The 26,618-nt window shown below is 43.0% G+C and carries 22 protein-coding genes; 15 read left to right on the forward strand and 7 right to left on the reverse strand.

Features of this window, described 5'->3' with window-relative positions:
- The first annotated feature begins 38 nt into the window (after window positions 1-38).
- The 5 genes from BLR43_RS07055 to mmsB all read left to right on the forward strand — a co-directional run bounded on the left by BLR43_RS07055 (window position 39) and on the right by mmsB (window position 6,254).
- A complete protein-coding gene (locus BLR43_RS07055; protein ID WP_093069929.1) occupies window positions 39-1,523 on the forward strand; it encodes a CoA-acylating methylmalonate-semialdehyde dehydrogenase in 1,485 nt (494 codons plus the stop codon).
- Between the two features lie 186 nt (window positions 1,524-1,709).
- Window positions 1,710-2,870: an acyl-CoA dehydrogenase family protein gene (locus BLR43_RS07060; RefSeq protein ID WP_071001714.1), complete on the forward strand. Its 1,161-nt coding sequence runs from the start codon at window positions 1,710-1,712 to the stop codon at window positions 2,868-2,870.
- A 32-nt stretch (window positions 2,871-2,902) separates the two neighbouring features.
- Window positions 2,903-3,685 carry an enoyl-CoA hydratase gene (locus BLR43_RS07065; RefSeq protein WP_071001713.1) on the forward strand — a complete coding sequence of 261 codons (783 nt, stop codon included), beginning with the start codon at window positions 2,903-2,905 and terminating at the stop codon, window positions 3,683-3,685.
- 71 nt (window positions 3,686-3,756) lie between these two features.
- Entirely contained in the window at window positions 3,757-5,016 is a 1,260-nt protein-coding gene (locus tag BLR43_RS07070) for an enoyl-CoA hydratase/isomerase family protein (protein ID WP_093069932.1), read from the forward strand.
- Window positions 5,017-5,312: 296 nt separating this feature from the next.
- Complete coding sequence (gene mmsB, locus BLR43_RS07075) at window positions 5,313-6,254, forward strand: 3-hydroxyisobutyrate dehydrogenase (RefSeq protein ID WP_071001711.1); 942 nt, start codon at window positions 5,313-5,315, stop codon at window positions 6,252-6,254.
- Between the two features lie 161 nt (window positions 6,255-6,415).
- Here mmsB and BLR43_RS07080 read toward each other — a convergent pair whose 3' ends face one another.
- A complete protein-coding gene (locus BLR43_RS07080; protein ID WP_093069935.1) occupies window positions 6,416-7,174 on the reverse strand; it encodes an IclR family transcriptional regulator in 759 nt (252 codons plus the stop codon).
- A gap of 598 nt (window positions 7,175-7,772) precedes the next feature.
- Between BLR43_RS07080 and BLR43_RS07085 the strand changes: the two genes are divergently transcribed.
- Complete coding sequence (locus BLR43_RS07085) at window positions 7,773-8,660, forward strand: hypothetical protein (protein ID WP_093069937.1); 888 nt, start codon at window positions 7,773-7,775, stop codon at window positions 8,658-8,660.
- A 121-nt stretch (window positions 8,661-8,781) separates the two neighbouring features.
- Here the strand turns inward: BLR43_RS07085 and BLR43_RS07090 are convergent, their stop codons facing one another.
- From BLR43_RS07090 to BLR43_RS07100, 3 genes are all read right to left on the reverse strand, one after another.
- Window positions 8,782-9,585, reverse strand: a complete 804-nt coding sequence (locus BLR43_RS07090) for a 4'-phosphopantetheinyl transferase superfamily protein (RefSeq protein WP_143007418.1) — start codon at window positions 9,583-9,585, stop codon at window positions 8,782-8,784.
- A gap of 184 nt (window positions 9,586-9,769) precedes the next feature.
- Window positions 9,770-10,288 (reverse strand): peptidoglycan-associated lipoprotein Pal, encoded by a 519-nt coding sequence (pal, locus tag BLR43_RS07095; RefSeq protein WP_093069940.1) that lies wholly within the window; start codon window positions 10,286-10,288, stop codon window positions 9,770-9,772.
- Window positions 10,289-10,569: 281 nt separating this feature from the next.
- Complete coding sequence (locus BLR43_RS07100; RefSeq protein WP_093069943.1) at window positions 10,570-11,205, reverse strand: DUF6231 family protein; 636 nt, start codon at window positions 11,203-11,205, stop codon at window positions 10,570-10,572.
- Window positions 11,206-11,599: 394 nt separating this feature from the next.
- Between BLR43_RS07100 and pepN the strand changes: the two genes are divergently transcribed.
- Window positions 11,600-14,200, forward strand: a complete 2,601-nt coding sequence (pepN, locus tag BLR43_RS07105; RefSeq protein WP_244265489.1) for an aminopeptidase N — start codon at window positions 11,600-11,602, stop codon at window positions 14,198-14,200.
- Between the two features lie 229 nt (window positions 14,201-14,429).
- Here the strand turns inward: pepN and BLR43_RS07110 are convergent, their stop codons facing one another.
- Window positions 14,430-15,512: a 3-deoxy-7-phosphoheptulonate synthase gene (locus BLR43_RS07110; RefSeq protein WP_093069948.1), complete on the reverse strand. Its 1,083-nt coding sequence runs from the start codon at window positions 15,510-15,512 to the stop codon at window positions 14,430-14,432.
- Window positions 15,513-15,965: 453 nt separating this feature from the next.
- Here BLR43_RS07110 and lpxB point away from each other — a divergent pair, with 453 nt between their 5' ends.
- The 3 genes from lpxB to BLR43_RS07125 all read left to right on the forward strand — a co-directional run bounded on the left by lpxB (window position 15,966) and on the right by BLR43_RS07125 (window position 19,595).
- Window positions 15,966-17,282 (forward strand): lipid-A-disaccharide synthase, encoded by a 1,317-nt coding sequence (gene lpxB, locus BLR43_RS07115; protein WP_093069950.1) that lies wholly within the window; start codon window positions 15,966-15,968, stop codon window positions 17,280-17,282.
- A 22-nt stretch (window positions 17,283-17,304) separates the two neighbouring features.
- Window positions 17,305-18,177 carry a ribonuclease HII gene (locus tag BLR43_RS07120; protein ID WP_093069952.1) on the forward strand — a complete coding sequence of 291 codons (873 nt, stop codon included), beginning with the start codon at window positions 17,305-17,307 and terminating at the stop codon, window positions 18,175-18,177.
- Between the two features lie 245 nt (window positions 18,178-18,422).
- Window positions 18,423-19,595: a CAP domain-containing protein gene (locus BLR43_RS07125; RefSeq protein WP_093069955.1), complete on the forward strand. Its 1,173-nt coding sequence runs from the start codon at window positions 18,423-18,425 to the stop codon at window positions 19,593-19,595.
- Between the two features lie 120 nt (window positions 19,596-19,715).
- On the opposite strand, the gene BLR43_RS07130 is transcribed toward BLR43_RS07125, so the two are convergent.
- Entirely contained in the window at window positions 19,716-20,381 is a 666-nt protein-coding gene (locus BLR43_RS07130; RefSeq protein WP_083328820.1) for a DUF924 family protein, read from the reverse strand.
- Between the two features lie 99 nt (window positions 20,382-20,480).
- On the opposite strand from BLR43_RS07130, the gene BLR43_RS07135 reads away from it, so the two are divergent.
- From BLR43_RS07135 to BLR43_RS07145, 3 genes are all read left to right on the forward strand, one after another.
- Window positions 20,481-21,722 (forward strand): carboxynorspermidine decarboxylase, encoded by a 1,242-nt coding sequence (locus BLR43_RS07135; RefSeq protein ID WP_093069957.1) that lies wholly within the window; start codon window positions 20,481-20,483, stop codon window positions 21,720-21,722.
- Window positions 21,723-22,036: 314 nt separating this feature from the next.
- Window positions 22,037-23,311: a saccharopine dehydrogenase family protein gene (locus BLR43_RS07140; RefSeq protein ID WP_093069960.1), complete on the forward strand. Its 1,275-nt coding sequence runs from the start codon at window positions 22,037-22,039 to the stop codon at window positions 23,309-23,311.
- A gap of 210 nt (window positions 23,312-23,521) precedes the next feature.
- Window positions 23,522-24,073, forward strand: coding sequence for a ParB N-terminal domain-containing protein (locus BLR43_RS07145; protein ID WP_093069961.1), 552 nt, complete (start codon window positions 23,522-23,524; stop codon window positions 24,071-24,073).
- A 65-nt stretch (window positions 24,074-24,138) separates the two neighbouring features.
- On the opposite strand, the gene htpX is transcribed toward BLR43_RS07145, so the two are convergent.
- The gene (gene htpX / locus BLR43_RS07150) at window positions 24,139-25,053 is read right to left on the reverse strand and encodes a protease HtpX (protein ID WP_093069964.1); all 915 of its coding nucleotides are present in this window, start codon (window positions 25,051-25,053) and stop codon (window positions 24,139-24,141) included.
- Between the two features lie 362 nt (window positions 25,054-25,415).
- On the opposite strand from htpX, the gene BLR43_RS07155 reads away from it, so the two are divergent.
- Window positions 25,416-26,228: a PhzF family phenazine biosynthesis protein gene (locus tag BLR43_RS07155; protein WP_093069966.1), complete on the forward strand. Its 813-nt coding sequence runs from the start codon at window positions 25,416-25,418 to the stop codon at window positions 26,226-26,228.
- 6 nt (window positions 26,229-26,234) lie between these two features.
- A complete protein-coding gene (locus tag BLR43_RS07160) occupies window positions 26,235-26,567 on the forward strand; it encodes a YnfA family protein (protein WP_093069968.1) in 333 nt (110 codons plus the stop codon).
- Window positions 26,568-26,618 lie beyond the last annotated feature (51 nt).

Below are 26,618 nucleotides of genomic sequence, written 5' to 3' on the forward strand. Positions count from 1 at the left end.
GTCACACGGTAGTCTCGCAAAAAAGATAAGGATATCTTATGCACCACGTTCAGCAGCTCATCAATGGTCAGTTCGTACAATCAAATACCGACGAATGGATTGATATCACCGATCCAGCAACTCAAGAAGTCATCGCAAAAGTCCCTCAAACCACCAATGATGAGATTAATCAAGCGGTTGCCGCCGCACAGACAGCGTTTGAAACCTGGCGCAAAACGCCAATCACCACACGTGCGCGTATTTTTTTGACCTATCAAACACTTATTCGCGAGCATATGGATGAGTTGGCAGAAATCTTGACCGCAGAGCAAGGCAAAACGATTGCTGATGCGCGCGGTGATGTGTTCCGCGGTCTAGAAGTGGTAGAGCATGCCGCTGGTATCGCCAATTTGCAAATCGGCGACTTTGTAGAAAACGTCGCATCAGGCGTTGATACTTATAGTATTTGGCAACCACTCGGTGTTTGTGCTGGTATTACGCCGTTTAACTTCCCCGCGATGATTCCGCTATGGATGTTCCCAATGGCGATTGCTACGGGTAATACATTCATCCTAAAACCGTCTGAACAAGATCCGATGGTGACTATGCGCTTAGTTGAGCTAGCGATTGAAGCGGGAGTACCAGAAGGCGTGCTGAACGTAGTGCACGGTGGCAAGGCTACCGTTGATGCTATCTGTGATCATCCAGATATCAAAGCGGTTTCTTTTGTGGGTTCTACCAACGTTGGTAAACATGTCTATGAGCGTGCCAGCCAATCAGGTAAGCGCGCCCAATGCATGATGGGTGCAAAAAACCACGGTGTTATCTTACCTGATGCCAATAAAGAGCAAACGCTCAATCAGCTAGCGGGCGCGGCGTTCGGTGCCGCTGGTCAACGCTGTATGGCATTGTCAGTGGTCGTGCTAGTGGGCGCAGCTGGTGAATGGATTGACGAGATTAAAGCCAAAGCAGAAAGTTTAGTTGTCTCAGCAGGTAAAAATGACAAAGATTTAGGACCATTGATTTCTCCTGCTGCAAAAGCCCGTGTCGAGCATTTGATTGGAACTGGGGTAGAAGAGGGCGCAAGTTTACTACTTGACGGTCGCGGAATTACTGTTGAAGGGTTTGAGAACGGTAACTTTGTTGGGCCGACTATCTTTGATAATGTCACAAGCGACATGCAAATCTATAAAGAAGAAATATTCGGTCCCGTACTATGTATTATGCGCGCTGATAGCTTGGACGAAGCAATTGCACTGCTTAATGCCAATCCACATGGCAATGGTACCGCGATATTTACCCAGTCAGGAGCGGCAGCCCACAAATTCCAACAAGATATCCAAGTCGGTCAAATCGGTATTAATTTGCCGATTCCTGTGCCACTTCCAATGTTCTCATTCTCAGGTTCACGTGGCAGTAAACTTGGCGACCTAGGTCCTTATGGCAAGCAAGCCGTACAGTTCTATACTCAGACGAAGACAGTGACGGCACGTTGGTTCGATGATGAAGCGAGCCGCGGTGTTAACACGACGATTTCGATTTAATCGTCGGATTACTGTATTTTCGGTATAACGTTAATACGACTTGCGGTACTATTGAACGCAATTTTATTATCGTTATGCCGTTATCATATAGCGCTAATGTCCTATAAAATCTCTGACCAGCGTTTTTATTGACGTTTATCTGAGATTTAAGCCCTCTATTTGATCTATAAGAACAAGGATGACCCTATGGATTTTTCATTGACCGATGACCAAGTTGCTTTTCGTCAAACAGCCCGTCAGTTTGCGCAAAAAGAGCTTAAACCGAACGCTGCTGAATGGGATCGCACCTCGCATTTCCCAGTGGACATCATCAAAAAAACGGGTGAGCTTGGTTTTTTGGGACTATACACCAATCCAGAATATGATGGCTTGGGCCTGCCAAGACTCGACTCAGCAATGGTATTCGAAGAGCTGGCATGGGGTGATACGTCCGTGGCGGCTTATATGAGCATTCATAATATGGCCGCCTGGATGATCGGTGAGTATGGTAGCGAACCCTTATGCAAAAAATACTTGCCCAATATGGTCAGCGGTGAGTGGCTTGGCAGCTATTGCTTAACAGAGCCAAATGCAGGCTCTGATGCGGCCTCACTCCGTACCAAAGCGGAGAAGCAAGGCGATTACTACGTATTAAACGGTGAAAAAACCTTTATCTCTGGCGCAGGCTCGACCGATGTATTGGTGGTGATGGCGCGTACTGGTGGTGCTGGGCCAAAAGGTGTATCAGCGTTTGTTGTAGATGCCAATAGTGCTGGTATCGAATACGGCAAAAATGAGCATAAGATGGGCTGGAAAGCACAGCCGACACGAACGATTAGCTTTAAAGATGTCAAAGTCCCAGCAGAAAACCTGATAGGCGAAGAAGGTCAAGGTTTTCGTATCGCGATGAAAGGTCTAGACGGTGGTCGTATCAATATCGGTATTTGCGCGGTAGGAACGGCGCAGGCTGCATTAGAGACGGCAACCAGTTACGTACAAGAGCGCAGTCAATTTGGCAGTCCAATTGCTAGCTTACAGTCGGTACAGTTTAAACTTGCTGATATGTTGACTCAGACCATCGCTGCACGGCAAATGCTGTATCTTGCAGCGAGTAAAGTCGATAACAATGATGGGCAAGCGTCTACCTACTGCGCAATGGCCAAGCGTCTCTCCACCGACCTTTGTTTCGATGTTGCCAATGAAGCTCTGCAATTGCACGGCGGCTATGGGTATTTAAACGAGTATCCGCTCGAGCGTCATGTACGAGACTTACGTGTGCACCAAATTTTAGAAGGCACCAATGAGATCATGCGCGTGATTATTTCACGTCAAGTCTTGCAAGATGAAGGGCTAAGCCAACTTCGCTAATTTATCTCGATCTACTGAAACAAGGATGTTTTATGACAGATTATACCAATCTACAGCTATCGATCGATGGTCATACCGCAACATTGACGTTGAACAATCCACCTGCACATACGTGGACGATGGATAGTCTGCATGCGCTTAAGCAGCTCATCACAGATCTCAATGCCAATGACGATGTTTACGCATTAATCGTGCATGGAGATGGTGAAAAATTCTTCTCGGCTGGTGCAGATTTAAACAATTTTTCAGATGGTGATAAAGGCCGTGCGATAAGTATGGCGATTGCATTTGGTGAGGCGTTCGAAGCCCTGTCTGCCTATCGTGGTGTCAGTATCGCCGTCATCAACGGCTATGCGATGGGCGGTGGACTGGAGTGTGCGCTCGCGTGTGATATCCGTATCGCAGAAGCGCACGCCCAGATGGCACTGCCAGAGACAGGTGTGGGATTACTGCCCTGTGCAGGCGGTACGCAAAACCTACCTTGGCTAGTGGGTGAAGGTTGGGCCAAGCGCATGATACTGTGCGGTGAGCGCGTTGATGCAGAGACCGCATTGCGTATCGGTCTGGTTGAAGAGGTCACGGCAAAAGGTGAAGGTTTGCAAGCCGCTCAAGATTTGGCAAAAAAAGTCGCTAAGCAATCACCCGTCGCCGTCAGTTATTCTAAAGCGCTGATTCAAGCGGCTAGAGACACGCCACCTGCACAAAATCTTATTCATGAGCGTGAAGCTTTCGTTAAGCTATTTGACACAATGGATCAGCGTGAAGGGGTGCAAGCCTTTTTAGAAAAGCGTCAACCCAATTGGCAAAACAAATAAGCATTGCTTAACATGCTTGGGTCATAACACTCATGACATTATTTAACTTTTTAACTTTGTAGGTCACTTTTATGACAGCAGCTACCGACGACACCCAAAACTCTTCGAACAATACCGAGCAAGAGGCATCTGTATTGTTCAATACTGAACCAACAGATTGCGGACATCTAATCGGGATAATGACACTTAATACCCCAAAATCGCTTAATGCGCTCAGTGTTGATATGTGTCAACTGCTAGCAGCGCAGTTAGAGGAGTGGCAAGCGGATGACCAAGTAGTGGCGATTGTGTTAAAAGGTGCAGGCGATAAGGCCTTTTGTGCAGGCGGTGATATTCGTAAGCTCTATGACAGTATGTCTACTAGTGCGCCGATACCAAACCCTTATGCCACTGAGTTTTTCAGTCACGAGTATCGTCTATATCGTCAAATGCACTTTTACTCAAAACCATTAATACTTTGGGGTGATGGCATTATCATGGGCGGCGGTATGGGGCTGATGGCAGGATGCAGTCATCGTATTGTCACTGAGCGCACACGTTTTGCTATGCCTGAGATTACCATTGGCTTATTTCCTGATGCCTCAGGCAGTTGGTTTTTGCAGCGAATGCCCGCCAAAACAGGTTTGTTCTTAGGCTTGACTGGCGCGATGTGTAACGCCAATGACGCGCTGTTGGCCAACCTAGCAGAGTATGCTGTTGCAAGTCATGATTATGATGCTGTCATACAACGTCTTAAGCAGAGCGACTGGCAAACGCTCGATAGTGCCAGTAGTTCAAACAAGTTCCATCATAATAGTGCGCATAGTATCGTCGGCCGTGCACTTGCTGAGCTGCCAGTAGCCGAGTTGTCTGATAGTAAGCTTGCGACCTACTGGCAGCCTATCCAAAAATTGATGAACAGTGGCGGTTTGGCAGATATCGATGCATTGCTACAAAGTGATGAAGCGCTAGTACAGTTAAATAAAGACTTTTCAGAAGACAGTTGGACTCAGCGAGCAGTTGCAACCTATCGTCATGGTTGCCCAGTGACAGCAGCGTTAACCTACGCGCTGTATCACAAAGTCGCTGATTTGTCGATAGAACAAGTTTTATATTTAGAAGCCAACGTGGCGGTACATTGTGCAGCCAATCCTGATTTCAAAGAAGGTGTGCGTGCATTATTGATTGATAAAGATAAAGATCCGCAGTGGTCGCGCTCGTTGGCAGACTGCGTAAGTGTAGAAGGCCAAGCGTATATCGATAAGCACTTTGCCAATCCTTATCCAAAAGGTGAGCACCCTCTAGAAGATTGGTTGGGTGAGGAAGCTTTGGGCAGTCAGTATGTGCGCTAATTATTTACAGACAACTCAAAAAGTAAGACAGACAGCGTTTTTTAATACTTTTAAAAAAGCATTGTAAAACATAACGTAAATATATTACTAACAAATATTGTCAAATAGTATGTAGCAATGGCTATATAGTGAAACCATTATAAAAACGGTATAGCAAGATTAAACGCTATTTTTCGCAGCCTCTGGAGACGCAGTCACAGCAAGCAAGAAAAGTAGCATTTAATCGAGCGCGTTTCCTATGCTGTATCAATTTTATTGAGGTTCTACTATATCATAAATCATCAAGGAGTGATGAGATGGGTACAAAAGATACAGTGATGATGGATAATAACTCTAAACCAAATATTGCCTTTATTGGGCTTGGTAATATGGGTGCGCCTATGGCAGAAAACTTATTAAAGGCAGGATATACACTTTCTGTCTTTGATTTGTCTGATGCAGCAACCCAGCGCCTAGAAAAAGCAGGTGCTCGCGTGGCACAGAGTCCTAAAGATGCGGCGAGCAATGCTCAAGTTGTCATTAGTATGCTGCCGGCGGGTCAGCATGTGCACTCTGTGTATCTGGGCGATAGTGGCGCTAATGGTCTGCTGGCAGAATTACCAAAAGGCACGCTTGTGATTGATAGTAGTACAATAGCGGCTGCTGATGCTAGGACAGTGGCAGACGCTGCAAGCCATCTTGGCATCGACTTTTTGGATGCCCCCGTGTCTGGCGGGACAGGCGGGGCGATTGCTGGTAGCTTGACCTTTATTATTGGTGGTGATGACGACGCTTTTGCCAAAGCTGAGCCGATACTCGCTGTAATGGGGAAAAATATTTTTCATGCAGGCGAACATGGTGCAGGACAAGTTGCGAAGATTTGCAACAACATGCTGTTAGGTATCCTAATGGCAGGCACGGCAGAGGCGATTAATTTAGGGGTGAAGAACGGTCTAGATCCCAAAGTATTATCAGATATTATGCTACAAAGCTCAGGCCGTAACTGGACGTTAGAGGTCTATAACCCTTATCCGCAAGTTATGGAAAACGTTCCCTCTAGCAATGGCTACCAAGGTGGCTTTATGAGTAAGCTGATGCAAAAAGATCTCAATCTTGCTATGCAAACGGCAAAGGATACTCATGTAGACACGCCAATGGGTGCCAAGGCAACAGAGTTATATGCCACGCATACGCTTGAGAACGGTGATAAAGACTTCTCTAGTATTATGGGCCGTCATGATGCCTCGGTATTGTTTTAGAATTACCTTAGAAATAACGACTCATATACTCAATCACTCTTACTATCGTGAATAGTGAGGACTGATTAAAGAGGGCTTGTTAGATGAAAAAAGGTTCATGCTACATTTATAGCATGAACCTTTTTTTATTTGATCATAGTAATGAATGAGCAATGACTCTATTAGCTTTGTAAGTCATACACGAGAGCTTGAATATCTTGCGCTGCTTGCTGTAGTCGAGGTACATGAGTCAGTAATTCGTCGAGCGATACGCGTATCGTTGGTGCATGCAGGTACAATGAGGCCAGATAGCGCGACTTTTTATCTAATATAGGCACCGCCACCCCCACCATTTCAGAGATAAACTCCTCGTTATCAATACCAATGCCAGTGGTAGCGATACGGTCGAGCTCGGCATTCAAAGCATCAATATCGGTGATGGTGTTTTTGGTGAATTTGTCTAATGGTAAACCCTGCAATATTTTATTACGACTGGTGGTAGACAGTTGGCTCAAATACAATTTACCAGTTGCCGTACACCACATGGGCGACTTTGCACCTACTGGGAGGTATATCTGCAATGGTAAGGTCGTTTGTGCGCGGTTGGTATAAATCATATTCATATGATAAGGAACACCGATACCGCAAGTTTCTTTAAGCTCATCAACCAGTTTTTGCAAAATCATCTGGCGCTCATTAAATAATAAGCGCTGCTGCCAAAGCTCAACGCTCAGATTGCGAACCCGTTTACCAGGAACAATACCGCCACCGATATCAACGGTCAAAAAACCATCGTCGACCAAATTCTGAATTAAACGGTGTATGGTCGGTTTAGGAATATCCAACTCTTGCGATAGCTCAAGTGGAGAGAGAGGTTTAGAAGCATATGACACGGCTTCTATGATCTCTAACACACGGGTGATCGAGGATACTTTAGGCATATAAAAGGCTCAGTAGTAGTAAAAGGGGGTGAGGCTGACGAGACTATAATGTTTTCATAACGAAGATAAATAGTAATAAATCTGCATTCCCACAATAGATCTATTTCTATGTCTAATTTAGCACAATATCAAGCTGAGACAAGGCTTGGTGACACTATATAAGAACATTTGTACTGTTAGCTTCCATATTTACAATTTTTTCTAAGCGAAACAGTAGATACCTCAACTCACACGTTGCAATATTCTGTAGTAATAAGCTATATAACTGCTGTTGAGTTGAGTGGCTTACTCAGACATTATGATGAAACATTTTGTAATACCCTCACATGAACATTAAGCGGATCAGTATTCATGTCTACCCTGATTAATTGCTTTGAGAGAGTTGTGTAACAGGAATTCAAAGTTTTGCAGGTTGGTGTAGCAATTATTACAGTAACTATGCAATCTTTACATAACGGCAAATAAAAAGCGCATCCATGGGGGTGACTTTTTGAGTCAAAATTGTTTTAATCTCTTCAACTCAACAAAATGGTGGTTTAAAAAGAGCAAAATTATCATTTTTTACGGGCGAGTTACTTTACACTTTAGGAGAATAATTATGAAACTTATTAAACTTACAGCTATCTCTGCTGCTGTTCTAGCATCAACTGCTGCATTAGCCGCTGATCCGGTTATCGTTGTTGATAATAACGATGCGGTAGTATACAAAGCTGAACCAGTGGCTGTTGCCTACCAAGCAGAACCTGCTTATGCATATAACTCTGATGCTGGTATCGTACGCAACACTACTGGTGCTGTAGTTGGTGGTACTAAAACTTTCTTCCAAACAGCTGTTAACCCAGCATCTGTTAGTGCTGAAGTTGGTACTTTAGGTTATGGCGCTAACATCGGTTGGTCTCTAAACGAGAAAACTGAACTACAAGCTGGTTGGGCAGGTGGCGATGTTGCCGACCTATTCGGCGGTGACTTCGATGCAAATGACATCAACTATGACGTAGATACAGATTTTAGCAACCCGTACTTAGGTGTACAGTTACGTCCTACTGGTAACTGGTTCACAATGGGCGCTGGTATCATCGTTCCTGATAACGATATTGATGTTCGTGCAAATGCTGAAGGTGAAGGTTACTACAGTATTGATGGCAACAAGTTCTATGCTGGTAATGCAACTCTTGACCAATCTTTAGCTGAAGATTTTGGCGGTGATAACGTTGGTAACCTAGAAGGTAGTATTGAGCACCGTAACAAGTTAGCCCCTTACTTAACTGTAGGCTTCCGTCCTAATATCACTAATAACTTTGGTTTATTTGGTGAACTAGGTGCAGCTTATATGGGCAAAGTAGATGCAAACGTTCGTTACACTGGTGAAGGCGGAAATGTAGTAGCGGCGCAAGATGCAGCGCGTCAAGCTGAAAAAGATCTAGAAGATAAAAGCTGGTTAGAGTGGATGCCAATCGTTAAACTTGGTGCAACTTACCGTTTTTAATCTAATCACAGTGTAAATACTGTTATTAGAAGAGAATAAAAAAAACGACCCTTTCTAGGGTCGTTTTTTTATGTCTAGAAGAAAGCGAAGATAATAAATACGAGAGCATTGCCAGATATGATCAAAAAACGACGACTGTTTGATCTGCTTGCAATACTGCAATTTGGTGATTGGATTGATCGTTAGTATGACTGATAGTAATAAGGTCTTTATTTATATCATCAGTCAAGGCAGGAATGACATTAGAGTAATCTATACCTAAACCTTGTGCCAACGTATACTGATGGATCTTGATAAAGCTTTCTTTGATTTGCCATAGTAACTTTGCAATATAATCACGCTGATTTTTTGGTAATGTCTGTAAGATAGTAACTTCATTATCTGAGTAAAAACGCTTGACGATATGCCAAGCAACATTATTGTGCTCGATATCGATGCCAGCAGGGCGACGACGACTGATGACCGCTGCTATTTTGCTGTATGAAATAGCAGGGATATTTTGATGAGATTTTTTATTGAATTCGTCTTTGTTATGAGCGGCTGTATGGCTAAAACAGACGTAATACTTGCTTTTGCTAAGGCGATAGGGGAAGCTCGACTCATCTAAGGTATCGCTGATTTCTAGCTTATTGAGTAGCGCTTGTAGTAACTGTCTCACACCTTGGCGCTGCTGTTGACGTTGCCTATGAGCAATACTACGTTTTGATATTGGTTTTTGTACTGCATGATAATGCCATTTGAAATGACGAAGCTCAGTAAAGATTATATGTGATGATGGATATACTGATAACCAGTATGAGTCGTTCCAAAAGTTGCTCATTCCTACAGGACTGGATAAATCACTTACTTGAGCAGTCACGCACCAAGTTTCATGGTCGAGTTGAGTAAGTTGGACGTTAGTGATATTTAGTACTGGTATTATCATGAGTGGTCATTAGTATTTTTAATTGAAAACGAAGTTTTTTTAGAAATGTAAATAATATACTTAAAATTAGGTATCTTACATTTGAGTTTGAAATATTTATATCTTACTTAGCTCAATAGAGTATAAAAAGCCCAGTAATATAACATTACTGGGCTTTTTTAAAGCAAATGATTTTTAATGACGCTTAGTAAGACAGCTCAGCACGGCGGTTTTGTGCATAGGCATCTTCGGTGTTGCCAGCCGCTGCAGGACGTTCTTCACCATAGCTAATGACACGGATGTTGTTGGCGGCGACACCCTGAGCAGCAAGATAATTACGTGCTGCTTGGGCACGGCGCTCACCGAGTGCCATATTGTATTCACGGCTACCGCGCTCATCAGTATGACCTGCGATAACGACACCAGCTGCTGGGTTTGAGTTTAATAGGCTCACGTGTTGGTTAAGGACACTCGCCGCTTGCGCAGTGATTTCGCTGCTATCAAAAGCAAAGTAGACAACCGCTTGTAAGTTTTCAGCACCAGTAATGACAGCGGCTGAGTTATCAACGATGACGGCACCATTATAGCCAACTTGACCACCTGGAATACCTAGCGGCGCGACCACAACCTCTGAGGTAGCACGTTTAGTCGCACAACCTGTAGTGAGTGCAACGGCGCTTGATAGTACAGCTAAAACAGCGATCTTAGAAAAACTGATTGACATGACGAGCTCCTAAAATTTTAATTAAATTTATTTTTTAAACTGCTTACGATAAAACTCAGGCAATCTTTAGACATCATATACTAACTGTTAATTTATGTAAGTATTTTTACTGTAAATAACGATAGATATGTAACGTATAGTCAATCCTAAATAAAACAGATACATTATATATCAAGGTGGAACTGGTCTAAATTTTCCTTGCGTGCTGTGCCTACGCAGACAGAGGCTGCGAAAAATTTATCCCAGTCCCACTGTATCGCTTTTATACTGAATTCACTATATCACCAGCGGTATTTGCCCCAGTTTTCAGGATTGGCCCAGTAATCAGCATTGAGCCAATTCGGTAGCTGTTTATAATCATATAAATTGAACTGCCAAAGCGCCGCTGATACAGTGGAAGACGTGATGGATTCAATATCACTAATATCTAAAGATGGCTCGCTTAAGATATCAAATGGCGTAAATCCATAAGGTTTCAAATCAATGGAACTATCAAGTGCAACCAGCAAGTGTGCTGCATAAAGATCACGATAACGCATGAGGGCAGGGATGTATTGATGTAACAGCTCTTGTGAGAGGGTGGGTAGCCAAAAGCAAGCAAGCTCGTATCGTTCAAGCACAGGCTGTTTAGCAAGCTCTGATAAAGTGGAGACGTGCCATGCTTCAGCTGATACGTTATTATCATCTTTAACATTCGTATCTTTAATATGTGTAGTTTTCTTGAGCTGTGTTTGCAGAGTTGATAATTCTGTTTTGTCGTGTGCTACCCATAACAGCTGAGTAGTGTCATCAGTCTGTCTAGTCATCGTTTGTGCTTGTTTATCAAGTGAGTTATCAAGCGAAGGCATGAGAGCATCAACATACTCTATCAGTAGAGGTAACGTGATCTTTGAGTATTTGGCAGTGTGTGTTGTCATATAATAAGCCGTTTATGAAAGGTGAGTTATTAGTGCGCCTATTAAATCATTTTCATCGGCATTATCCAATTGATAACGTGAGCCAATTGTTGATTTAATCATTCATATAGAAGCTTATTAACAAGCATGAATGTATATGAAGGATAAACTCAGTTATCTCGATGCTCGTACTTGAAATATAAGGATTTAGGTCAATCTACCTATAAGCAGGAAACCATATATAACATGCGCCCGTTGTGACTTTCATTGTGACTTTGAGCGCCATAAACGTTGCTATCAAGACGAAAGCTATAATGCGAATAGCAAAACAATAACACTCATAACATATCATCAATAATAATAGGAAATTACCATGTCTACTGCTGAAACCGATGCTCAGATCATCAACCCTGAAATGCCAGATGTACCCCCACATGCACCAAGTAAAATTAATCTAAAGGATTACCAAAAACCAAGTTTTGATGTGGAAACGGTCCATTTGGACATTAAGCTGTTTGAAGATTATGCTCAGGTAAATAGTACGCTTAAGATGGTACGCCAAACCATAGGGGATATTGTCTTATTTGGCGAATCGTTAGAGCTGCTGTCTATTATCATGAATGATAAAGCGTTAACATCTGAGCACTACCAGCAAGAAGATGGCAAGCTAACGATTTATGAAGCACCTGATGAGGTTACCTTAGACATTCAGGTACGTATCTGCCCGCAAACTAACACCGCGCTTGAAGGTCTATACATGGCAGGTAGTGGTGACGACACGATGTTTGTGACTCAGTGCGAACCAGAGGGTTTCCGTAAGATTACTTTTTATCCTGATCGCCCTGATGTACTCGCGATATTTACCACTCGACTGGAAGCCGATAAGCGCTATCCGACGTTATTGGCTAACGGTAATTTAGTTGAAGCAGGCGAGGTTGCTGATGCGCCAGAGCGTCATTATGCGATTTGGCAGGATCCAACCAACAAGCCCAGCTATTTATTTGCCTGTGTTATTGCTGATTTGGATGTATTGACAGACTCTTATACGACCAGCGAAGGTCGGGACGTATTACTTGAGGTTTACGCAAAATCTGCCGATATCGATAAATGCGATGTTGGTATGCAAGCCTTAAAAGACGCCATGAAGTGGGATGAGGTCAATTACGGCCGAGCCTATGATTTAGATCGCTATATGATTGTGGCGGTCAGTCAGTTTAATATGGGCGCAATGGAGAATAAGGGTCTTAATATCTTTAACACCGCTTGCGTGTTATCGAGCCCTGAGACCACTACTGATGCGCGCAGTTTTAGCGTAAAAGCCATTATTGCTCACGAATATTTCCATAACTGGACGGGTAACCGTATCACGTGCCGTGACTGGTTTCAGCTGTGTTTGAAAGAAGGTTTTACGGTTTACCGTGATCAGTCGTTTTCAGCAGATCAACAATCAAGTGCGGTACAGCGTATCGATGATGTAGCGACACTACGCGCGCATCAGTTTGCAGAAGATGCAGGCCCATTAGCACATCCTGTACGTCCAGAGAGCTTTGTTGAGATTAATAACTTTTATACGACGACCGTCTATGAGAAAGGCGCTGAAATCGTACGAATGATTGCGAACACATTAGGGCCGGATGATTTTCGCAAAGGAACAGACGAGTATTTCCGTCGTTATGATGGACAAGCGGTCACGGTAGAAGACTTTTTATCAGCCCTTAGCATCACTGATGACAAAATCGAGGACTTTATCGACTGGTATCGTCAGCCAGGTACGCCAGTGGTATCGGGCTCTCAAACTTATGATAGTGCAGCGCAGACATTAACGATTACCTTGAATCAGCAAACACGTCATGTGAAAGGCTTTGATGCACCAAAACCGTTGCCGATACCTGTAGCAACCGCACTGTTTGATAAAGACTCAGGCGCTATCGTCGCTGAGCATATGTTATTGCTTGACGAGGCGACGCAAACGTTTGTGTTTGAAAATGTCGCAAGTGAGCCTGTTGTGTCTTTACTGCGTGATTTTAGTGCGCCAGTACAGCTCAACTATGATTACCAAGATGCAGACTTAGCATTTTTGCTCAAGCATGAAACCAATGGGTTTAACCGCTGGCAAGTCACCCAAATGCTGGTCAACCGTATTTTACTGCAAAGCCAAGGTGCGAAGAGCAGTCCTGATGTGTATTTAGAAGCCTTGGCACAGACGTTGCCCGTTTTAGCAGCTGATGATGCGATGCTGGCCGCACGATTACTTGATATTCCATCAGCGCAAGAGCTGGCTTCTGCTATTCCTCAAGACTACGATCCGGTACTAGTGAAAGAGCAGCGCGATGGACTATATCAGCAAGTAGCAGATAAATTAAAAGATCAATGGGCTACGTTATACAATGATCTGCCAATGCAGTCTTATGAAGACAGTGCTCAAGCTCGAGGCATTCGTGCGCTGCGTAATGTGGTGCTTGATATGGCACTGACTGCTAACGTTGAAGGTGCAGCCGATTGGGCACAACAGCAATATGATCATGCTAGCTGTATGACAGAGCGTTTTGGTGCGTTGAAGGCGATGGTCAACCATCAGCTGCCAAAAGCCAATCATTATTTGACCGATTTCTATAAGCGTTTCCAAGCAAATGATCTGGTGATTGATTTGTGGTTCAGTGTGCAAGCCGCCGCTGATGATGTGACACCTGATGTTATCAAGTCGTTAATTGCGCATACCGATTTTGATTGGAATACCCCTAATCGTGTCCGTTCAGTTATCGGCGCCTTTAGCTCACAACCAACAGTACTATGGACAGCAGAGGGTCTGAAGATGTATACAGACGTGATCAAAAAACTCGATGATGCCAACCCTGTATTGGCGTCGCGACTGCTACAAGTGCTGGCACGCTGGAATACGTTGGCTGAACCACGTCGTCAAATGGCACATGAGCAGCTAACAGACTTGCGCAAGAACGTTTCATCTAAGCATGTGCTTGAAAGCTTAGAGAGTGTATTAGGTGCTGCAAATAGCTGATTGATAATAGCTAGGAAATAATTTAGCTGTAGTATTAACTTTAAAATAAAGCCAACCTCAAACTAGAGTTGGCTTTATTTAATTGAGCGTATAGCATTAATTGTCATTAAGAATTAAGCTGCTCAAGAAAATGTTTTTCTTAAAATTCTCCCAATAAAAAGCCCCTTTCGTGTCAGTACGAAAAGGGCTTTTTAGTTTTTGCTTGACGATATACTATCGTTAATGGCTATTAGCGGTTTGGTAGCACATCTTTTACCATATCACGCAAGCCGCGCAATGCGGTGACAGTGCTATCCCAGTCTAGACAGCCATCAGTGATAGATTTACCGTACTCAAGCTGACTTAAATCGGCGGTTAGTTTTTGATTGCCGCCTTTTAGGTGACTCTCAATCATCATGCCAATGATTGATTTATTACCATTTTGAATTTGCTCAGCGACGTTTTGGATAACCATCGGCTGCAAGTAAGGGTCTTTACCTGAGTTGGCATGGCTTGAGTCAATCATGATTTTGCCATTGGTTTTGCCTTTTGCCAGTTCGTTCTCAACTTGAGCAACTGCCGTTTCATCATAATTAGGCTTGCCATTACCACCGCGGAGTACCACGTGTGCGTAAGGGTTGCCTTTCGATTTGATGATAGAGACCTTACCATCTGAGGATAGACCTAGGAAGCTATGCCCTTCTTTAACGGCTTGCATCGCATTGACAGCAACCGTCATACCGCCGTCAGTACCGTTTTTGAAGCCAACTGGGCAAGATAAGCCTGAGCTCATTTCACGGTGTGTTTGGCTCTCGGTGGTACGGGCGCCAATCGCTGACCAGCTGATCAAATCCTGAATGTACTGCGGCGTGTTTGGATCAAGGGCTTCAGTCGCACAAGGCAAGCCTTTTTCATTCAAATCAAGCAATAACTTGCGCGCCGTACGCAAGCCCTTTTCGATATCAAAGCTGTCATTCATGTCAGGGTCATTAATCATACCCTTCCAACCGACTGTGGTACGAGGTTTTTCAAAATAAACACGCATGACGACAAATACGCTGTCTTCGATCTCTTTTGCCAATACGGCTAAGCGATCGGCATACTCATGGGCCGCTTTAATATCGTGGATAGAGCAGGGTCCAATGACCACAAACAGACGCTTGTCTTTACCATCCAAGATATTTTGGATCGTTTGGCGACCGTTTAGTACGGTTTTGTATGCATCGTCTGACAGAGGTAGCTCAGCTTTTAGCTCAGCGGGAGTAATCAAAGGAATAAATTTTTCAATATTCACGTCGTCAATGTCTGCATTATGGGTAACTGATGTTGTCATGGTTATATATCGTCTAGCTGATTTATAGGAATATTCATTATGCGGACAAAAGTGTTGGTTGACAAGGGTAGTCCGGTAGTTAATTGACTGATAACTGGAATGAGGAAACTAAAACTTAGTTATACTTACACATGATTAAGGTTATATTTGAATTCGCAAATGCACGTTTGGTATTTCGTTTTTTCTGTCTATTAATAAGGATGAATTAAGTGCTGGGTGTTCAACGATCAGACTTTATGCGTGAATTTAGCTATTTGTATCATCGTCACGTATGATAGCGACCGCGATGGCTTTATGATTGCGCACTAAAACGATTGCACACTAAAACATGAATGCCAAAAAATAGACACAGATAAAATGTGTATGTCATCAACCTCTATCATTGACTGACTGTGTTATATTTTACAACAACGATTTATTTTATTTGTATATCTTCAATATTGAGAGCTTGTCATGACAGATTCTGCTACGTCTCATCCACATACTGATTCCATCAGCCAAACAGAGACGGATTTTAATAAACCTAAAACGACTGCCACACCGCTAGTGATAGCCATTGTCGCAGGTGAAGTGTCAGGTGACAGTTTAGGCGCAGATTTTATGCAACAGATGAATAATCTGCGTGATGACATCGTTTGGGTAGGCGTGGGCGGCACTAAGATGCAAGCGCAAGGATTGCAAAGCATTTTTCCATTAGAGCGTTTGGCAGTGATGGGTCTGGTTGAAGTCATGGCGCAGCTACCAGATTTGCTCAAAGCACGCCGCGAGCTATTGAGTGCGTTTAAGACAGCCAATATCGATTGGTTTATTGGTATCGATGCACCTGATTTTAACCTACGGGTCGCTAAAAAACTCAAGCCACAAGGCGTGTTCTGTGTGCAATATGTCAGTCCTTCTATTTGGGCATGGCGTGAGTCGCGTATCCATAATATTAAAGCGGCAACCCATTTGGTATTGTGCCTATTCCCATTTGAGCTACCGGTTTATGAGCGTCATAATCATCCGGCGATCTGTGTGGGGCATCCGTTGCTACGAACCATTGATCAAGCATTGATAGACACGCCAATCAATCAGCGCCGTAGCGAGCTGGTCTGGCACAATGATGGTTTACAGCAGTTTTTTATTGAACGGTTTGATGATGTCAGCCAGCTTATCTGCGTGATGCCTGGCTCTCGGCGTGGCGAGATTACCGCTATCTTGCCATTGATGCTTGACGGCATTCAAAAGCTCATATTATTAGACCCAAAACTGTGTTTTATCATTCCAACGGTTGATCAAAATCACCAATATATTGTGCAAGAAGTCATTGATCAATGCTCAGAGCAGCTGCGGGCAGCTATTGTCGTCGTTTATGATGATACTCAGCCAGAGTTTAGTCAGCATGCGATGGCAGCGTCAGATATCGTGATGCTAGCTTCTGGGACAGCAACATTGGAGGCAATGCTGCTTGAGCGTCCGATGGTGGTGGTTTATCAATTGAATCAGATCACTTATCAGATTGCCAAACGTCTGGTAAAAGTGCCTTATGTGGCACTGCCTAACATTTTGGCTAATGCGCCGATTGTGCCTGAGCTTATTCAAGAGCAGGCAAGTGGGGATAATATTTGCCGTACGGTGATGCGTCTATTACAACCGCGTGCTTATGCTGAGCAATTAAAAGATCTATTAGCGACAAAGCACACGTTGCAGCAGCAAAGCAATCATGAGCCAGCGAATAGCGTGATTGAACAATATTTTATGAGCGATAGTAATGCCTCCAATCTTACCTAACCTAGAAAGACTTTCTAATATTATGCAAATTCAACCTAGCACAAAAAACCTAGCCCAGATAATTGACGTCAGTATTGATCATATTGATGTCAAAGGGCAGTATATTCAATTGGCGGCGCCTATACGCTTATATGGACAGTTGAATACCTCTAAGCTGTTTGCTCAATATGAGCGCGATGAAGCGCAACGCTTAGAACAGTCAATATTAAAAATTGGCGTTGATGAAGCAGGACGTGGACCGTTACTAGGTAGTGTCAATGTGGCCGCCGCGATATTGCCTGCGTCTTGGTCAGGATTGATTGAAGAACAACCACTCAAAGACACACCATTGTCGATACTGACAGACTCCAAAAAGCTGAGCGAAAAAAAGCGCGATCTTCTTTATCCATTGGTACAACAGCATGCAGTCAGTTATATCATCGCTGATGTACCCGCAGCTGTCATCGATCAAGTCAATATTTTGCAGGCTACCATGCTCGGTATGCGCTTGTGTACGGAGGCACTGCTAGATGCCGCTCTTACATGCTTGGTGACTAAAAACAATGAGAATACATTGCTTAAACAATTACAAATTGAAGTATTGTTTGATGGTAATCGCTGTCCTGATTTGAGCCATGCTACATTTCACGAATTGGGCATATCGCCATCTTCTGTTGATTGCCAAGCATGGGTGAAGGGTGATGCACGTCATACCAGTATCGCAGCGGCTAGTATATTGGCAAAGGTGAGCCGTGATGAGACCATGTATGCCCTTGACATGCAGTATCCAGAATACGGTATTGCCAAACATAAAGGCTATCCAACTCGCGCACATATGGAAGCCATTGAGAGACATGGTGTCTTATCAGCACATAGGCGCAGCTTTGCGCCAGTGAGAAAGGCATTAGAGAGCTAATTTTAAACGACAATATCTCGTCTAGAAATCGTCTAATGATAAAGATTTAATGTACCAGCAGAAAGAAGATATATACCTATGTTAACAAACAGGCAAATTTTCGGAAAAATAACGAGCGAAAATTTATAAAATGTAATACAATATGTTGCTCTTGGTATAAAGTGCTGTTAAATCAATGACTAAGCTTTTATTTTGAATTTTATTCTCACTAGAATTATATATATTACTATTTTATAGGATAAGAAATGATGGCTCATCCCCCTCAAAAGAACCTTGCTGTAGTGCTTTTCTTAGCGGTATTTTTAACGGCCTGCGGTGGTGGTGGTGACTCTGATAATGGTTCTACATCCAATAATCCACAGAGCGAAACACAAGAAGAGCAAGATAGTGAGCCAAGCGATAGTAATCCTACTGAGAATAATCCGCAAGCAGCCTTAAGTGCTAATAATCAATTTAGTCTGGCAAGAACCAGCTGTGGCTTAGGTGGTTTATCTGTTGATACCGCGCTTGATGATATTGCGATTAAGCACGCAAACTATATCAAATACGTCTTTGCTAATAGCACGCCGACCAGTTTTAATGCCCATGTCGAAAATAAAATCAGCGATATTGCTAGTTTGACAGGTAGCAATAACCCATTCTTCGGTGGATTAGATTTCTCAGATCGCTTATTAAACGCAAAATACAGCAACGCACAATATGGTGCCACAGAAAATATTGCTCAATCTGTCTACTTCAATTCAGCAGGAAGCTTTCTGAAAACGGATGTGGTGGCAACATCAATGGCCAAGTCGTTGTTGGCAGCACCCTATCATTTGCGTTCATTGATGCTACCCACCTCAAGCGCTGTTGGCTCAGGCATGGTTTTATATAAACCGGATGCCAAAAATCCAGCTCTTAACCAAGGTTATGTCTTGGTTAGCCATGCCTCAGCGACACAAGCGACCAAAGATACAACCGTGTCAGGTGTTTTTACTTATCCCTGTCAAGGTGTGACTGATACAGTAACTGCTCTGTATAGTGAGTCGCCAAACCCTGTTAAAGGAACAGGTCGCGATTTACGTACCGATCCTATCGGACAGCCTGTTTATGTGAGTATGCCATCAGCAAACAAAATCAAAGTCAGCAACATCAAGTTCCGAGATACTCAGCGAAATACTAATATACCGATTCAATTGATCGACTTTGATAACGATCCGTATGTGAACACCAACTACGCATTACCAGCGAATGAGGCATTTATTTTGCCATTAACAGATGCACTAAAGAGCTGCGAAGTTAATCGCGCGGCAAATCAAAGCCAGCAATGTGGTCTGTATGGCAATACAAAGTATCAAGTAAGCTTTGATATCTTGATTGATGATAAAAACTTAGAAAGTAAGTCATTCACTTTTACGACGGGTAAGGTAAATTATTAGTTAAGCCGTTTAATCAATTGTACAAACAAAAGGACTGAACCAGATAACTGGCTCAGTCCTTGTTTTATATAAAGACACTATAAGAATGTGACAAAGTAAGCAGACTGGATAAAACCTACTTTAAAATGAAGAATTTGGCTGTTGCAAAAAGGCTTTTTCATCCTCAGTTGATTTGCGCCCTAGTGCCTCATTACGATGTGGGTAACGCCCAAATTGATCAATAATTTCTTTATGACGATATTCAAAATCTAGCGTAGTGGCATCATTTAACTGTCTAAATAATGGCAAATAGCGCTCATGAATTAAGGCAGATTCAGAGTGCATAAATGGGATAATCATAAACTTACGCCATTGCATCGGTAAAGTGTCAAAATAGGGCTGCTGAGTGGCTTCTTGTGCTAAAACTAATGCCATACCGTCTTGGGCAAAAGCACAGGCTTGTTCGCGACACAGGTTTCGTGAAAACTGATCTAAGACAATGATTTCTGCCAATCGTCCTGCTAGCGCTGTTATTGAACTATTGCCATCTAGAGAAGATTCTGCGAGGCGCCATTTAACGCATTCACCTTGCTTTGCTGCCTGCCAAATGTCACCAAACTTGTCCTTTATCTGCTTATCAAAACGATCGTTTTGTTCAAACCAACACGCTTCATTATCTTTATCAAACCAAAAATCCAATACTGCACGCGCATCCGGGTGGAGGTGCGTCAAGTCTATATGTTTTGGGTCTAATTGAGAGGCATGGGATCGACTGGCAGAGGTGGAATAATCGGTTGAGAGTGCCATAAGATATTCTAATTATGATGGATTTAGTCTACTATAGCGCAAATATTTATATCTGTCTGTCAAGATACCAACAGCAGAGTGTCTATTAGGTAACCTATTATGAATGCAAAAAATCTAGAGAATTCTATCAACGTATCGTTGCCACCAACGCCATACTACGTGCTTGATGAAGCGGCGATCGTTGCCAATATGAAAATCATCGCTAGGCTATGTGAGCTGTCTGGTGCAAAAGCATTATTGGCACTAAAATGCTTTGCCACATGGGGTGTTTTTGATGTGATGCAGCCTTATCTGCATGGCACGACTTCGTCTTCACTTAACGAAGTGAGATTGGGCTATGAGACCTTTGGTAATAACGCTGATGCCAGTAGCAGCGATAAAAAAGAAACCCACGCTTATAGCGTCGCCTATAGTGCAGATGAAATTCCTGAAGTACTCAGTTATGCTGATAAGATTATATTTAACTCAATCTCACAGCTAACTGCTTTTAAAAATCAAGCGGCAGCGCAAGGTGTTCCAGTAGGCTTACGATTAAATCCAAAAACCAGCAACTCATCATTTTTGATTGCTGATCCTGCACGTCCATTTAGCCGCCTTGGTGAGCACGATAAAGATAAAATCGCAGCGGTACTAAGCGATATTACAGGCGTTATGATTCATAACAATTGCGAGAATGACAGTTTTGAAGCCTTTAGTGAAAGTTTGGCAGATATCGAATCTAGATTTGGCGATATTTTGCAGCAACTTGAATGGGTGAGCTTAGGCGGCGGCATTCATTTTATCGCGCCTGATTATCCATTAGAAAAGCTGGCTGACAGATTAAAAGTATTTAGTGAGACCTATGGCGTGCAAGTTTATTTAGAACCAGGCGAAGCAAGTATCCATGGCGCGGGCACGTTGGTCACGACAGTGTTAGACACCATGCACAATCAAAAAAATCTCGCCGTCGTCGACGCTTCGATTGAAGCACATATGCTCGACTTGCTTATCTATCGTGAGTCCGCACCGATTGCCGCGATCAATAATACTGCTAGCAATATTGCACCTACTGGCAATCCAGCAGAAGCTGCGCCGTCTGAAGCCAATGCTGAGTCGGCAGACCATACCATTATTTATGGTCGTTCTTGCTTGGCAGGTGATATCTTTGGTGAGTATGCATTACCGAGTAATCTTCAGATAGGCGATAAGATCGCCTTTGGTAATGCGGCCGGTTATACGATGGTCAAGAAAAACTGGTTCAATGGGGTTAATATGCCAGCGATAGTGATCCGCCGTTTGGATGGCAGTACTGATATCCAGCGTGAGTTTGACTATGAGGAATATAAAGCCAGCCTATCTTAAGCCTTAGTAGCGTTAGTAGCCTTAGTTTTTAAGACTATGTTATTGTCGGGTTTTGTATTTTAATGTTTAAAAAACAAAGGCTTAACCTGTATTAGTATGCATTTTAATATCTCTACTTTTTATACATATTTTTTACCGATAAGGGAATAAAAATTGTTATAATCGCGTCGGGCAAATAATGGAGTATTATCTGCCCGACGGGTGCGTGGGTTTTCCTCGGTCTTCCTTTTTAATTCACGCATATCATTCACTCGTTTCTGTTTTGCATAGCCACAATCAATGGTATCGACAGGGACACAAAGGAGGATTGTTCATTGAACACAAAACAACCAGCCAAATCTAACAAAAAAAACGTACTTATCATCGGAGCAGGTGGTGTCGCTCAAGTGGTCGCGCATAAATGTGCGATGCACAATGATGTGCTCGGCGAGATCCATATCGCCTCACGTACCAAAGACAAATGCGATGCCATCGCGCAGAGCGTAAAAGAAAAAGACAGCTTTAAGCAGGCTGCAGTCTTGCATACGCATCAGGTCGATGCCATGGACAGCCAAGCACTCGTGCAGCTGATACAAGACACAAAAATACAGATACTTATTAATGTTGGCTCGGCATTTATCAATATGACCGTACTAGAAGCTTGTATTGAAACAGGCACGGCATATATAGATACGGCTATTCATGAAGATCCACGCAAGATTTGTGAGACACCGCCGTGGTACAACAACTACGAGTGGCAACGCAAACAGCGCTGTGCAGACAATAATGTCACTGCTATTTTAGGTGCAGGCTTTGATCCCGGTGTGGTCAATGCGTATGCACGCTTGGGTTATGACATGATGGATGCAGGATCTGTGACTGATATTGACATCATTGATATCAATGCGGGCAGTCATGGCAAATACTTTGCGACTAACTTTGACCCAGAAATTAACTTCCGTGAGTTCACAGGGACAGTTTACTCTTGGCAAGATAGCAAGTGGCAGTCTAATAAAATGTTTGAAGTCAAACGTACGGATGATTTGCCAGTTGTGGGTGTGCAGAACAGCTATCTGAGTGGTCATGATGAAGTGCATTCATTGTCAGCCAACCTAGATGTACCAAACATTCGTTTTTGGATGGGCTTTGGTGAGCACTACATCAATGTCTTCACTGTCCTACAGAGCTTAGGCCTACTGTCTGAGCAGCCAGTGATGACGGCTGAAGGCCAAGAAGTGGTGCCGCTAAAAGTCGTGAAGGCGGTACTACCAGATCCAAGCTCGCTGGCACCAGAATATACAGGCAAGACCTGCATTGGTGATAAAGTTAAAGGTAAAATCAATAGCGTTGAGACGGAAGTGTTTATCTACAATGTCTCAGATCATAAAGACGCTTATAACGAAGTGGGCAGCCAAGGTATCTCCTATACTGCAGGCGTGCCACCCGTCGCAGCCGCTATGCTTGTCGCGACTGGGGAGTGGGACACCGGTAAGATGGTCAATGTCGAGGAGCTAGACGCTAAGCCATTTATCAATCTATTGAATAAGATTGGTCTGCCAACGCGTATCAAAGATAGCGAAGGTGATAGAGCGCTTGAGTTTGATATTTAGTCAGTAAGTTTATTTAATAGAAAGCCTATCTTTTTTAGATAGGCTTTTTTGTGTTTGATTGTATTGTAAAAAAGAGGAGCTGGATTCACTATTTCTAGGGGATGATTAGATACTACTAAAGAGGAACAAGAGCTGAGTATTTTCAAGGTTGATCTATATAATGAACAAAATTTATGACAGCTCGTCTGGCATTGAGAAATGGAATTAAATATGGATATGGATGAGATCATTGACAATATTTTTGCCGATAACGCAGGTGAAACTTTAGAAAGTTATCGTTCTAAAAAGATACTACATTCAAGAATATCCAGCGAGGCAAATCAGTATATAGAAACAGATTCTTCAGATTGGCCACCTATCACCTTTAATTGGGACTTATCAAAAGAAGGTCAACGCTTCTCTCTAGATGGTGAAAATGAATCAAATTTTAAAACTCACTATCCAGAAGGTTTTATATTAGGGAAAGTAGAGTTGCATGCCTTAAATAGTAAACTATGTCATTTTAGCCGTAGGGATAAAGGCGAGCTGTGGACGGTAGGGTGTAAAAGTAGCTTGGCATATTTGATTGTCTATTTATCTGAAAAAAGACCTATATCGCCGCCACTGGTAAAACCTCACCTTATGGGAGAGGTTATGTTAATGGGCGGACATCACCGATATGCTATTGCAAAAGAAATAGGGGAGAAGTATATTCCTATTTATGTAGAGCCAAAGTATAGAAAAGAAATCGATAAACTCATGGAAATAGATTGGATTAGCTAGAGTAGTGAAATACACACTGTACGCTATATAAGCGTTTTTATGACAGCGTAATTATGTTTTCTTCATCACCCTTCACTAGGATTATATTCTCGTAGCGCCGCAATACGATCATCCAATGTTGGGTGTGAGCGGAACAGGTTGGCAATACTAAAGCCTTGAGATTGTCCAGACGAGATTGCAAATGCTTTCATACTCTCAGGCATTTGATCTGGTCGCTGTGCAGAAGGACGCAACGCATCAAGCGCACTGATCATTTTTTCGCGGCTGGCAAGTTTTGCGCCCATTTGATCCGCACGGAATTCACGTAAGCGTGAAAACCACATCACGATGGCAGACGCCAAAAACCCAAGCAAAATATCCATCACAACACTGGTGATAAAGTAACCGATACCTGGGCGATCACTGGTGTTTTTGAACACAGTACGGTCCACGAAACTACCGACAATGCGCGCAAAGAACATCACAAACGCATTGACCACGCCTTGAATGAGGGCGAGGGTTACCATATCACCGTTGGCTACATGGCCAATCTCATGCGCTAGTACCGCTTCGATTTCATCTTGATTCATATTTTGTAGTAGACCAGAGGATACCGCTACCAGCGCTTTATTCTTATTCCAGCCAGTCGCAAACGCGTTTGGCTGCGAGTTATTAAAAATACCAACCTCAGGCATACCGATGTTTACCGCTTGCGCTTGTTTTGCCACTGTATCGACCAGCCATTGCTCAGTTGGGTTGCGTGCAGATTCTATTACCACCGTACCCGTGGATTTTTTGGCCATCCATTTTGACAGAAATAGCGAAATCATTGAGCCGACCAGACCGTAGATACCGCACATAACTGCAAGGCTGACATAATTTAGCCCGCCTGCCGTATATACACCGCCAATCCCAAAAAACCTCGATAGTACCCCAAACACAATGCTAAAGACCACGATCACGGCCAAGTTGGTCAATAAAAACAATCCAATACGCATCATGACACTAATTTCCTATTTAAATTTAAAGTGTTGGTACGGCCTAGATAGGCGGTTATTTAAGAAGTTTGTTTGCCATGATAGATTTTACTGGGGTTTTGTGTGTCATACTATCTATTTCAATATTGTCAAAATGCTAAAATAATTATGTTGTCCTAGCTATAGTGAGATTTTTTGAGACAATTAGCGAACTAGGTATATATTAGCTCGTTGCCAAGACTGGTTAGCTACAGTACAACATCACCGAAACTATTGCCTATTGATCTAAGTATTAAGTTTTGGTCAACTATTTCTTATTTTGATTTCTCCTAAGATAATGATGACCAAGATTAATCTTTAAAAAATTATAAAAATGAGAACATCCCATGCAACTAGAAATAAATATTATAGACGCCTTCACTGACACGTTGTTTAAAGGCAATTCTGCGGCGGTTATTGTGACAGATACATGGTTAGATGATGCTTTGATGCAATCTATTGCGTCTGAAAATAACTTGTCTGAGACCGCTTTTATTGTTGCTGATGGCAAAGGTGTTTATCATATTCGTTGGTTCTCACCATTGACCGAAATTGACTTCTGTGGTCATGCGACCTTAGCCGCTGCCTATGTATTGTTTAATAAAAATTCAAACGTACAGTCGATTAATTTTTCAGCCAAAGCGGTTGGTATTTTGACAGTCGCAAAAACGGATTCTGGCAAAATGCAAATGGATTTTCCCAATAGAATGCCTGAGAGAATCGATGAGATTCCTGATAGTTTATTAGCAGGTCTATCCATTGTGCCTGCTGAAGTTTACCGTAATACTCAAGCGTATTTCGTCATCTATGATTCTGAATCCGATGTGCTGAATGTCGCGCGTGATAATGAAAAGTTGAAGCAGCTAGCGCCCTATGATGTGGTGGTAACTTGTCAGGCAACCTCAGAGAAGTATCATGATTATGATTTTGTCTCTAGATACTTTTGGCCAGCAAATGGTGGTGATGAAGACCCAGTAACAGGTTCGATTCATACTGGACTTGCCCCTTTATGGGCGAAGCGTTTAGCCAAAAATGAATTAGTCGCTTATCAAGCATCTAGTCGCGGCGGTGTGCTTGACTGTACCGTGGCAGACGATAGAGTGCTTATTTCTGGCAATGCCGTACAATACCTGACTGGATTTATCACCGTTGAGGAGTAGGTAAGTTTGACAGAATTAAAGACCGTTGGGCTTTTTGCGCTGACCGCATTGGCTGAGATTGCAGGGTGTTATTTGCCTTATATATGGCTGCGAGAAGGTAAATCTATCTGGCTATTAATACCTGGCGCACTGAGTTTGATCGCGTTTGTCTGGCTGCTGTCATTACATCCGACTGCTGCAGGTAGGGTCTATGCGGCCTATGGTGGCGTATATATTTGTATGGCGATTTTATGGTTATGGACGGTCAATGGGATACGACCAACCGTGTGGGACATAGTGGGCTCAGTAGTTGCACTATTAGGAATGGCGATTATTATGTTTGCGCCGCGCAGTGCCTAAAAAAAACGAGTGGCCAACTCAAAAAAACGCCAATCAAACCACTAGGTCAGA

The sequence above is a fragment of the Psychrobacter pacificensis genome (assembly GCF_900101915.1).
Classification (GTDB): domain Bacteria; phylum Pseudomonadota; class Gammaproteobacteria; order Pseudomonadales; family Moraxellaceae; genus Psychrobacter; species Psychrobacter pacificensis.